The organism is Streptococcus mitis (assembly GCF_003942775.1).
Classification (GTDB): Bacteria; Bacillota; Bacilli; order Lactobacillales; family Streptococcaceae; genus Streptococcus; species Streptococcus mitis_CN.
Window position 1 is genome coordinate 369,539 of sequence record NZ_RJNX01000001.1, and the last position, 11,308, is coordinate 380,846.

The 11,308-nt window shown below is 42.8% G+C and carries 10 protein-coding genes; all 10 read right to left on the minus strand.

All coding sequences use genetic code 11. From position 1 onward, the window contains the following. Complete coding sequence (locus D8848_RS01940) at positions 1–840, minus strand: carbohydrate ABC transporter permease (RefSeq protein ID WP_001192120.1); 840 nt, start codon at positions 838–840, stop codon at positions 1–3. Between the two features lie 15 nt (positions 841–855). After that, on the minus strand, positions 856–1,722 hold the full coding sequence (locus D8848_RS01945; RefSeq protein ID WP_153198773.1) for a carbohydrate ABC transporter permease: 867 nt from the start codon (positions 1,720–1,722) through the stop codon (positions 856–858). A gap of 221 nt (positions 1,723–1,943) precedes the next feature. Then, the gene (locus tag D8848_RS01950; RefSeq protein WP_125450638.1) at positions 1,944–3,272 is read right to left on the minus strand and encodes an ABC transporter substrate-binding protein; all 1,329 of its coding nucleotides are present in this window, start codon (positions 3,270–3,272) and stop codon (positions 1,944–1,946) included. 115 nt (positions 3,273–3,387) lie between these two features. After that, positions 3,388–4,086, minus strand: coding sequence for an N-acetylmannosamine-6-phosphate 2-epimerase (locus tag D8848_RS01955; RefSeq protein ID WP_001135679.1), 699 nt, complete (start codon positions 4,084–4,086; stop codon positions 3,388–3,390). 201 nt (positions 4,087–4,287) lie between these two features. Continuing rightward, entirely contained in the window at positions 4,288–5,268 is a 981-nt protein-coding gene (locus D8848_RS01960; protein WP_125450639.1) for an acetylxylan esterase, read from the minus strand. Positions 5,269–5,693: 425 nt separating this feature from the next. Continuing rightward, the gene (gene recG / locus D8848_RS01975) at positions 5,694–7,736 is read right to left on the minus strand and encodes an ATP-dependent DNA helicase RecG (protein WP_260467289.1); all 2,043 of its coding nucleotides are present in this window, start codon (positions 7,734–7,736) and stop codon (positions 5,694–5,696) included. Next, complete coding sequence (gene alr / locus D8848_RS01980) at positions 7,727–8,830, minus strand: alanine racemase (RefSeq protein WP_125450641.1); 1,104 nt, start codon at positions 8,828–8,830, stop codon at positions 7,727–7,729. The genes recG and alr overlap by 10 nt, the downstream gene beginning before the upstream one ends. Then, entirely contained in the window at positions 8,820–9,182 is a 363-nt protein-coding gene (gene acpS / locus D8848_RS01985; protein ID WP_031236869.1) for a holo-ACP synthase, read from the minus strand. Before acpS ends, alr begins: the two co-directional genes overlap by 11 nt. 44 nt (positions 9,183–9,226) lie before the next feature. Continuing rightward, a complete protein-coding gene (locus D8848_RS01990; protein WP_125450643.1) occupies positions 9,227–10,258 on the minus strand; it encodes a 3-deoxy-7-phosphoheptulonate synthase in 1,032 nt (343 codons plus the stop codon). 1 nt (position 10,259) lies between these two features. After that, positions 10,260–11,291 carry a 3-deoxy-7-phosphoheptulonate synthase gene (locus D8848_RS01995; RefSeq protein WP_084930262.1) on the minus strand — a complete coding sequence of 344 codons (1,032 nt, stop codon included), beginning with the start codon at positions 11,289–11,291 and terminating at the stop codon, positions 10,260–10,262. Positions 11,292–11,308: the final 17 nt, after the last annotated feature.

The following is an 11,308-nucleotide window of genomic DNA, read 5'->3' on the forward strand; positions in this document are numbered from 1 at the left end:
TTAACCTTTAACCGCTCCCATAGTAATACCCTGAGTGAAGGATTTTTGGAAGACTAGGAAGACTGTTACGATTGGAACTGCTGCAAGAGCGGCACCTGCCATGATCAAACCATAGTTGGTTGCCATTTCAGCTTGCATAGTTGCAACCCCAAGTGAGATGGTCAAGTTTTGACGTGAAGTCAACATAACCAACTGCATAAAGTAGTCGTTCCATGTATTGATGAAGGTAAAGATTGCAAGGGCTGCAAATCCTGGTTTCACAATTGGGAAGGCTACGCTCCAGAAAGTACGAATCTCACCACAACCATCGATTTTAGCTGATTCAAGCAACTCTGTAGGGATATTCTCACTGAACTGTTTCATGAGGAAGACCCCAAATGGCCATCCAATCAAAGGCAAGATAACTGCCCAAAGAGTATCATGGATTCCCATGAAGTTGACGATACGTACCAATGGCACAAGGACAACTTGTTTTGGAAGTGCCATGGCAGCGATAAAGATGGCAAAGAGAATACGCTGACCATAGAAACGTTTTTTAGCCAATACATAACCTGCTAGAGAAGAGGTCGCACAGACTAAGAACATGGTTACCAATGAAATAAATACAGAGTTCCACATCCACTGCAAGGCAGGGTTTTGCACCATAAGTTGTTGGAAGTTTTCCATGGTTGGCATTTTAGGGAACCATTGTGGTGGAATAACGATTGTATCAGGTTGTGACTTGAAGGCACCTGTCAAAATCCAGTAGAACGGAAAGATGAACAGCACGGTCAACAAGAGCAAGATAATAGTTGAAATAACAGTAAAAGCTGTTAAAGGTTTCTTTTGTGTAGATTGCATAGCTGTCTCCTTTCTTTAGTATTCTACGTCGTTTCCAAGTACTTTAAATTGAACAAAGCTTACGATAGCGATCATGACTGCCAAGAAGACACCGATGGTGTTGGCATAGCCGTATTCTGTCAATTGGAAGGCCTTTTCGTAAAGGTAGTACATAAGTGTACTTGTTGAGTAGTTTGGACCACCTGAAGTCAAAAGCTGAATCAAGGCGAAACACTGGAATGAGTTGATTGTTGTAATGATTGCGATGTAAAGTGTTGTTGGAAGGAGGCTAGGCCATTTAATCTTCCAGAAAACTTGCAATTCAGTCGCACCATCAACACGCGCTGCTTCTACCAATGAATTGTCGATATTTCCCATCGCTGCGATATAAAGGATAATCGGCTGACCAACAGATGTAGTCAAAAGGATAATCATAATCGCCATCAAAGCCCAGTTTTTATCTCCCAACCAAGAAATGTTCTGGCTGATGATGTGGCTTGACTTAAGGACAAAGTTTAGAATCCCTGATAGTGGGTCATAGATCCATTTCCAAACAACTGTTACGGCAACACTACCTGTTACAACTGGAAGGAAGAAGACAAAACGGTAGAAGGATCTGGCAATAGCATTTTGATGATAGGTCTGAGATGCTACAAAGAGTGAGAATAGAACAACAACTGGTACAGATCCAATAACCAGAATCACGGTATTGATCAAAGACTTCATAAAGACAGGGTCTTTAAACATGCGAACATAGTTGTCCAAGCCTACAAACTCAAATTTAGTCATTGAGTAGTTAAAGAAACTTGTAATGAATCCCATAATCATAGGAGCCAATACAAAGATGACAAAGAAGAATAATACTGGTGCTAGGAAAGCGTAGGAAATCACTGTTTCCCGCATACGAATTTTATTGACTTTCACAGTCGGCACCTCTCTTTCACAAATAAAATATTTTGGATTTTCTTGAACTGTTTTAAAATCAAAATGAAATTTTTTAAGATTCGCTTATGTAAGAACTTCATTTTAATTTCTTGACAGTTCCTTACATTTCAAACAAAATCCTCCCTTTTCTTACATAGACTATGCAAAGGGAAAAGGGAGGAGTCAATCTGATTTAGTGCTTATTGTTTTGTAGCTTTTTTAATTGTTTCGTTAGCTTTTTCAGTGAAGGCTTTCAAAGCATCCGCTGGTTTTTCGTCACCATTTGATACAGATTGCAACATTGGGAACCAAAGTGTTCTCATTTCAGCAAAACCATTGATAGTGTTGTAGTATGGTGAGTAGTATTTAGTCCAACCACTGATTGTTTCCATACGTTTGTCTTCATAAAGTTTGCCAAATGATGTACGAACTGGGAAGGCACCTGTACGAACAACGTCTTTTGGACCCCATTCTTTGTCATCCGCGATAAATTGAACGAATTTCTTAGATGCTGCAACTTTCTTGTCGTCTTTGTTGTTGAATACTGCAAATCCGTTTACAAGGTATTCAAGAGCTGGCTTACCTGAATCTGATGGGAATGGTACTTCTACCACTTCTACTTTACTTGCTTCCAAAAGTTTAGCTTGGATACCGTTTTGAGCTGGCGCCCAAAGGATTGTGTAAGATGTTTGACCGTTGGCAAAGTTTTGGATATCTGCTCCACCGTCAAATTGTGAACCGTTGTTCAACAAACCGTCTTTAATCCAGCTAGCTGCTTTTTCAAGACCTTTGACGAATTTAGGATCATCAGTTGTATATTTTGTTACATCTTTATCTGTTACAGAACCGCCGTAAAGGTTTGAGATGAAGGCACGTGTTCCTTGGTCTCCCCCTTGACCAGAACTGAACAATGAACCTGGTGTATATCCTTTATCTTTAAGCGCTTTCAAAACTTTTTCAAAATCATCAGTTGTCCAACCTTCTTTTACAAGGTTTGCAACTCCAGCATCTTCCAACATTTTCTTGTTCATGGCCATGTAGAATGGTGCAGAACTGATTGGATACATGTAAGCTTTGTCTCCAGCTTTACTTGCTTGTACAATGTTTTCATTGTTAACATCTTTAACAAATTCGTCTGTGAAGAGGTCGTTCAACTCAGCCAATTTACCGTTTTTACCGTATTGGATGATACGTCCTGGTGCATCAAAGAGTACGTCTGGAGCTGTTCCTGCTTCGATAGCTGTTGTGATTTTTTCAGGACCTGACTTGAAGTCGATGGTTTCCAATTTCACTTTTACATCTGGATTTGCTTTTTCAAACGCTTCGATAATTGATTTTTCATATGTTCCAACACCGTCACCAGTTTTTTCTTGAGTAAAGACTGGGAATGCCCACCAAGTGATTTCTGTTTTTCCGCTATCACTACCAGATTTTCCAGCGTCTTTACTTCCACCAGAATTACCACATGCAGCAAGGCCAAGAATCGCAGCACCCGCAAGTACTGTACAAGCTAGTTTTCTAAATTTCATTTGTATTCTCCTAATTGATAAGCGTATCCATATTGGATAATGAGTAAGATTGCATTTGTATACGTTTTCATTTTATCCGACGCATCCACCACTCTCCTCTGTTTTTTAGATTGTGTTATTTTAGACCAGCAACGAAGCGTTCTGTAATCTCTTTTGGTCTAGTAATAGCGCCACCTACAACAATGCCTCGCACTCCATATCCAAGGATTTGTTTGGCTTGTTCTGGTGTATGAATTTTCCCTTCTGCAATGACATCTACGCCAGCATCACAAAGTTTTTTGATCAATTCAAAATCGGGACCATCCACTTTTGGACTGTAAGATGTGTATCCTGATAAGGTTGTTCCGACAAAGTCAATTCCTGCTTCAACAGCTGCCAATCCTTCCTCGAAAGTACTTGTATCAGCCATCAAGAGCTGGTTAGGATATTTCTCCTTAACCTGACGAATGAATTCTTGAATTTCCAAACCATCGTAGCGTTCACGCTTGGTACAATCCAGAGCAATCACCTCGATGTCCAGTTCTGCCAATTCATCAACTTCTTTCATAGTAGCAGTGATGAAGGGTTCTTGCGGTGGATAATCTCGTTTAATTATCCCAATGATTGGAAGGTTGGTAACCTCCTTGATTTCCTTGATATCGCGAACACTGTTTGCTCGGATACCGACTGCTCCACCTTGCTCAGCCGCTTTGACCAGCAAGGGAATGACTCCTCCCGCTTCTGTATAAAGCGGTTCGTGAGGAAGGGCCTGACAAGAAACGATGATTCCATCTTTGATTTGTGCAATCAAGGCTTCTTTAGTAATCTGTGGCATCCTCTTTCCTCCTTTTCTTTGTTCTTATGAGTTCATTATAGACTATTTTTAAAGCGCTTTCAACACTTTGTGGTAGAATAGATTTCAGTTTCAAAAGTATTTTATAGAACAGGCGTTTCTGAAAGTAGTTTCAGAGAGTCATCTATTTTAAATCATTTTTATTAAACTACAAAAAAGAGAGCTACTGGTCTCTCTCATTTATCACTTCATATATTTAAAAGAAATCTCACTACCACAAAGCCAGTTATAAACCTGGTCATTGACAAAAACATTCATGGCTTCGTGGGCATACTCAGGCATAATACGATAGGCCTTATCGCAGGTCAGGCGGTTGTAAATCGCAAACTGGGTAATAGGATAGCAGACATCGTCGTCCAAGCCCGTAATCATCTTAACTTCACCCTTGATACGATGAGCGAGATTTTTCACATCGATATAGGCAAGGGTCGCCATGATTTCCTCCTCAGTTTCATGGAAGGGATCGTGAAACTTGAAATAACGGAACAGTTCGTCGTAAGCCTCGCTAGTATTACCAATCTCAAGAACTCGTCTAAAGTCTGACAAGAAAGGATAGATGGCAACTGTTTTCCGAATTCGAGGATTGAGTGCTGCTGCAACTAGAGCTAAAGCCCCTCCTTGTGAGGCACCATAGCTAGAAAGGCACTTCTCATCCACCTGAGGCAGACTAGCAACAATTTCGATCAACTGGTAAATATCCAGATAAACATCCTTATAAAAGAGGTGCTCCCGACCTTCCACAGCACCACGGATGATATGCCCCTTGACCGTATTTCCTAGAGGAGAACGTAAGCCGTCTTGTGAATAGCCCGACTGACCTCGAACGTCCATGGAAACAACACCGTAACCAGCTACGGTGAAGGCCAGCATGTCGGCCCAATCCCAGCCACGTCCCATATAACCATGGAAATGGAAGATTAGAGGAACTTTTTCCTCACTCTTTGGAAGAACGACGCGTGCATAAACCTTGCCTTCATTGGCTCCTTCAAACGTTAACTCATAGCACTTAACTTGAGGAATGTGGAAATCTCTTTCCTCCAACTGATAGGCTGGAAGATTGGAAACTTTTTTCACTTCCTCATCCCAGAAAGCATCAAAGTCTTCTGGAACCTCATCCCGTCCTTTATAAGTCTTGATTTCTTCTAACAAAGCTGGATTTTTCATAGCATGCTCCTTCATTTTTGTAATCGCTACCACAACTGTAGCATATCTAAGTAATCAATGCAAGAAAGAAGGGTAAATAGAAAAAGAATTTAGATTTTTCCTTCAAGCCTATCGACTGAAAGTAATTTTAAAAACGAAAAAAGAGCATTTTCGCTCTTTCTTCCTTCTATTTATATCAATTTTTTGCTTCTTTCTTTTGGAAAGTGGTTTGGTAATTTACTTTAATCGTTACTGTCATATGAGAGTCCTCGTTTCTTTTTGATGACTCTAGTATAAGGGCCAAACCTGAAAGCTAGCTTAAGATTTCCTTATAGAAAGCTTATACTCAATGAAAATCAAAGAGCAAACTAGGAAACTAGCCGCAGGCTGTACTTGAGTACGGCAAGGCGAAGTTAACGTGGTTTGAATTTGATTTTCGAAGAGTATTAATCTAAATGTTCTTTCTTTTCCAAATGAAGAGCAATCATGCGCCACTCTGGATCCTCTTGCCAGCCTTCAATAGAACTAATGTAACTAGCAACTTTTCTAGCTTCTTCTAAAATCGGAAAATCTTCGATAATATCAGCTACTTGGAACTCTGGAAGTCCTGACTGTCTGGTTCCAAAAATCTCACCAGAACCACGCATTTTCAAATCTTCTTCGGCCAGGACAAATCCATTGGTCGTTTCTGTCATGATGCGCATGCGATCTTTCCCAGAATCAGTCTTAGGATTGGCAACGAGAACAGCATAGGACTGCTTATCTCCCCGACCCACACGACCTCTAAGCTGGTGAAGCTGGCTGAGACCGAAGCGATCCGCATCCATGATAATCATGACGGTCGCATTGGGAACATTAACCCCAACCTCGATAACTGTCGTCGAAACCAGAATATCCGTCTTTCTCTCTTTGAACTCCTGCATAATCTGGTCTTTTTCGTCACTCTTCATCTTACCATGTAGAAGAGCCACCTCTGCCTTGCCTGCAAAATGAGCCGTCAACTCTTCTGATAAGGCAATGGCATTTTTCAAATCCAGAGCTTCTGATTCTTCAATCAAGGGAGAGATAACATAGGCTTGGGAACCTTTTTGGATTTCCCCCTCTAACCAAGTCAAGACCTGTGGTAGTTGCTCATGCTTGATCCAACGTGTCACAATAGGTTTCCGTCCTGCTGGCATCTGGTCAATAATGGAAACATCCATATCCCCAAAGGCTGTGATGGCCAGCGTCCGTGGAATGGGAGTCGCCGTCATCATGAGAACGTCAGGATTGTCTCCTTTTTCCCGTAAAATACGCCTTTGCCCCACACCAAAACGGTGCTGCTCATCGATGATAATCAAGCCCAGACGAGCATAATCTACCCCATCCTGAATCAGAGCGTGGGTTCCGATAATCAAATCAGCTTCACCCTTAGCAATAGTCTCCAAGACTTCTCTCTTTTCTGCAGCTTTCAAGGAACCTGTCAAAAGAGCCAGTTTCAAGTCTTGAAAGAGGTTCTGTAAACTCTCAAAGTGTTGCTCTGCAAGGATTTCTGTTGGCACCATGAGAGCAGCCTGGTAGCCAGCTGTCACCGTCGCAAGCATAGCCAAGCCAGCAACCACCGTTTTTCCGCTCCCCACATCTCCTTGTAGGAGACGATTCATATGATGGTCGGACTTCATGTCGGTCAAAATTTCCTGCAAACTCTTTTCTTGAGCTGGAGTCAGGGTAAAAGGCAGGGTTTCTTTGACAGCTGTCACTTTTTCCTGAGACCAATTCAGAACCAGACCGCTTCCCTGAACTCTATTTTCAGACTTAAGCATCTGCAACTGCATTTGGAAATAAAAGAGTTCCTCAAACTTGATACGGCGAAGGGCCTGCTTGTATTCTGCCAAATCCTTGGGGAAATGCATGGCACGAACGGCCTGACAACGGGACATAAGTTTGTATTTGTCCAGCAAAGACTGGGGGAGATTTTCCTCAATCAAGAGGTCCAGTCCCTGATCAAAAGCCGTCTTGATGACCTTTACTAGACTGGCCTGACTGATTCCCTGAGCCAAGCGATAAACAGGTTGGAGGTCATCTTCCACCTGAGCCAGGATCTTCATCCCTGTTAGACTAGCCTTAGCACGGTCCCATTTCCCAAAGACTGCAAGAGTTGCTCCCAACTCTATCTTATCTGCTAGATAGGGCTGGTTAAAGAAATTCACCGCAAAAACAACTTCTCCTTGCTTGAGGCTAAAACGCAGACGATTGCGCTTGAAACCATAATACTGGACACTGGCAGGAGTCACGACTTGACCAGAAAGAACTGCCTTCTCACCGTCTTCTAGTTCTAGCACTTGCTTAGTTTTGAAGTCTTCATAACGAAAAGGAAAGTAGAGCAAGAGGTCTTGCAAGTTTTCAATTCCTAGTTTAGCGTACTTCTCTGCTGACTTTGGTCCCACACCAGGTAAGACATGCAAGGGTTGATGTAGATTCATGCTCCACTCCTTTCTTTTTAATAATATTCTCTCGGAATGCGGTCGCTGAGAAGACAAACCACTTCATAGTTAATGGTTCCACGGTAGGTCGCTACCTGAGTAGCTGTGATTTCCTTGCTCCCGTTGGAACCAATCAAGGTTACTTTGGTTCCCAGCGGATAAAACTTAGGCAGACGAATGGTGATTTGGTCCATAGAAACTCGTCCAACAATTGGACAAGCTTGGCCATCTACCAAGACAGAAAAATTCTGCATGTCTCGTGTCCATCCATCCGCATAGCCAATTGGTACCGTCGCGATGACTTGCTCGCTATCCGCCTGATAGGTCGCTCCGTAGCCCATGCAAGCTCCAGCTGGAACTGTCTTGACGTGAACCAAGGCAGATTCCAAGGTCAAGGCTGGAGTCAAGTCATAGGGCAAGTCCAAGACCTCTCCACTAGGGTTAAGACCATACATAGCATCTCCCATACGGACCGCATTGAAAATAGTCTCTGCATGCCAAAGGGTCGTTGCAGAATTGCTAGCATGAACCAGCTCTGGAAGACCTTTCATACTGGCTAAAATAGTTTTAAACCGTTCTAACTGGGCATTAAAGTAGTCATCTGATTCCTCATCTGCAGTAGCAAAGTGGGTAAAAATCCCTTCAACACGAGCACCGTGTTGTTGGAGCAAAACTTGAGCCTGCTCAGCCTCACCGGCCTCTCTAAAACCAATCCGTCCCATTCCTGAGTCAATCTTGAGGTGGGCTGTCAATCCAGTTAGGTCTGCTTCCCTATCTAAGAGGGCTTGGATCCACTCCAGTCCGGCCACAGTCAAGGTGATGTCGTATTCTTTAGCAAGAGAAACAGCTTCGATTTCAGAAACTCCTAAAATGAGGATTTTCTTCCTGAGTCCAGCCTGTCTGAGTTCAATGGCTTCATCAATATTCGAAACGCAAAAACCATCAACATCATCTTGAATCGCCGTCGCAACAGCAATAGCCCCATGCCCATAGGCATTAGCCTTGACTACTGCAAATTTGAGCGTTCCTTCAGGGATATGAGCCCCCATTTGCTGAATATTTTGTCGAATAGCTCCCAGATGAATCAGAGCCTTGGTTGGTCTATGTGGACTAGCTTTCATGATTTTCCTCCAAAATGACACTGGCTGTCACAAACTGATCGGTATGGCTGATAGACAGCCAAATCTTTCCTGAAAATGGTGACCGACTAAAATAAGGAGCCCCGCGCTCATTGTTCAAGACTTCCAAATCCTGAAAACCGAGCTTGCCAATACCCGTTCCCATCGCCTTGGAAAAGGCCTCCTTAGCCGACCAGCGACCTGCCAAATATTCGATTTGTCTGCGCCCTTTAAGACTGTTAAACCGTTCCATTTCCTTAGCGGTCAGCACGCGCTTAGCAAATCCTTCATGTCGTGTAACTGCGCTTTCTATCGAAGCCAATTCTTCGATGTCAATTCCGTGTCCAACTATCATTCTCATCAAAAGGAGTTGAGATTCCCCAACTCCATCCTTTTCACTTAATTTGTCAAGGTAGCGTAAATCTCTTCTACCAAGGCCTCTGTATTTTCCCAACCCAAGCAAGGATCCGTAATAGAGCAACCAAAGACCTCTGGTTGGTTTTGACGACCATCTGCTAGGTAAGATTCAATCATAAAGCCTCGAACTATCTTTTTAATCTTCTCATTCCAATCACGATTCTGCAAGGTCTGACGAACAATTCGAATCTGCTCCATATATTGCTTGCCAGAATTATCATGGTTGGTATCAATGAGGATAAAGGGATTTTCAAGTTCCATGGCTTCATAGCGCTCAATGGCATTTAGCAAAGTTTCATAGTAAAAGTTAGGCTCATTTTTCCCGTATTCATTGACTGCACCACGAAGGATGACGTGGGCCAAGGGATTTCCTGAAGTCTCAACTTCTTGACCATGGAAGAGGAAGGTCTGTCTGTTCTGAGCGGCATAGATACCGTTAAACATAACACCAAGATTTCCTGAGGTTGGATTTTTCATCCCGACCGGTGCATCAATCCCTGAGGCCACAAAGCGGTGCTCCTGGTCTTCAACAGAACGAGCTCCTACAGCATGGTAGCTGACCAAGTCATCCACCAAGACCAAATTTGACGGATAAAGCATCTCGTCTGCCGTTGTCAAACCTGTCTCTGTAATGACGCGGTAGTGCAACTGGCGCACAGCCTGCAAGCCGTTAATTAAACTTGGAGCCTTAGAGGTATCTGGTTGGTGAACCAAACCTTTATAGCCGTCTCCGTTGGTACGAGGTTTAGCAGTATAAACACGCATAACCATGAAAATCTTGTCCGCCACCTTCTTTTGCAAGGCGGATAAACGACGGGCATATTCCAAGACAGCCTCTTCATTATCAGAAGAGCAAGGACCAATCACCAAAAGGATACGGTCATCTTCTCCTGAAATAATGTCTGCCAATTCTCTATCACGACGCTCCTTCAGTCGCAAGGCTTCCGCAGACAATTGGGTTTCTGCCTTGATTGCTTCAATATCGATTTCTTGACCTTTTTCAATAAATGCCATCTTATTCTCCTAGCGTTTGGTAGATTTCTCTGACAAGGGCTTCTGTATTTTCCCAGCCCAGGCAAGGGTCCGTGATAGACTTGCCAAATACTTCTGGTTCGTTTTGACGGCCGTCTTCTAGATAAGACTCAATCATAAAGCCACGAACGTACTGCTTGATTTTTTCATTCCAATCACGGTTAATCAAGGTCTGGCGAACAATTCGAATCTGATCCATATATTGCTTACCAGAGTTGTCATGATTGGTATCGACGATGATAAAAGGATTTTCCAAGCCCATTTTCTCATATTGAGCAATGGTATCCATCAAATTATCATAGTAGTAGTTAGGAATATTCTTACCATACTCATTGATCGCTCCACGAAGAATAGCGTGCGAAAGCGGGTTCCCAGTTGTTTCCACTTCTTTTCCTAGGAAAAGGAAGCTTTGTTTGTTTTGAGCAGCATAAATCCCATTAAACATAACATTGAGATTTCCAGATGTTGGATTTTTAAACCCAGTCGCAAAATCTGCCCCACTTGCCACAAAGCGGTGTTGCTGGTCTTCAACTGAACGGGCACCAACCGCCATGTAAGAAATCAAATCATCTACAAGCGGAAGATTTTCAGGATAAAGCATTTCATCAGCTGTCGTCATACCTGTTTCCGTGATGACACGATAGTGAAGATGGCGCACGGCTTTGATTCCGTTGATGAGGCTTGGTGCTTCTGTCGCATTAGGCTGGTGAATCAAGCCCTTGTAACCATCTCCGTTGGTACGGGGTTTAGCTGTATAAACACGCATAACCATAAAGATACGGTCTGCTACTTCTTCTTGTAGAGTCGCCAAACGCTTAGCGTATTCAAGAACAGCTTCTTCATTGTCAGATGAGCATGGCCCGATTACCAAGAGAATTCGCTGGTCTTCTCCACGTATAATGGCTTCTAGCTCTTGATCGCGCTGTGATTTTCTCTCCAAAGCTTGACCTTCTAATTTTGATAAGGCACGAACTTCTTCAATATTAATTTTAGGACTTTTTGCTGTAAATACCATAACTCATCTCCTTATAA

Coding starts and splice junctions, on each gene's coding strand:
- D8848_RS01940 (WP_001192120.1), bottom strand. CDS start 840: ATGCAATCTACACAAAAGAAACCTTTAACAGCTTTTACTGTTATTTCA.
- D8848_RS01945 (WP_153198773.1), bottom strand. CDS start 1,722: ATGCGGGAAACAGTGATTTCCTACGCTTTCCTAGCACCAGTATTATTC.
- D8848_RS01950 (WP_125450638.1), bottom strand. CDS start 3,272: ATGAAATTTAGAAAACTAGCTTGTACAGTACTTGCGGGTGCTGCGATT.
- D8848_RS01955 (WP_001135679.1), bottom strand. CDS start 4,086: ATGCCACAGATTACTAAAGAAGCCTTGATTGCACAAATCAAAGATGGA.
- D8848_RS01960 (WP_125450639.1), bottom strand. CDS start 5,268: ATGAAAAATCCAGCTTTGTTAGAAGAAATCAAGACTTATAAAGGACGG.
- alr (WP_125450641.1), bottom strand. CDS start 8,830: ATGAAAGCTAGTCCACATAGACCAACCAAGGCTCTGATTCATCTGGGA.
- acpS (WP_031236869.1), bottom strand. CDS start 9,182: ATGATAGTTGGACACGGAATTGACATCGAAGAATTGGCTTCGATAGAA.
- D8848_RS01990 (WP_125450643.1), bottom strand. CDS start 10,258: ATGGCATTTATTGAAAAAGGTCAAGAAATCGATATTGAAGCAATCAAG.
- D8848_RS01995 (WP_084930262.1), bottom strand. CDS start 11,291: ATGGTATTTACAGCAAAAAGTCCTAAAATTAATATTGAAGAAGTTCGT.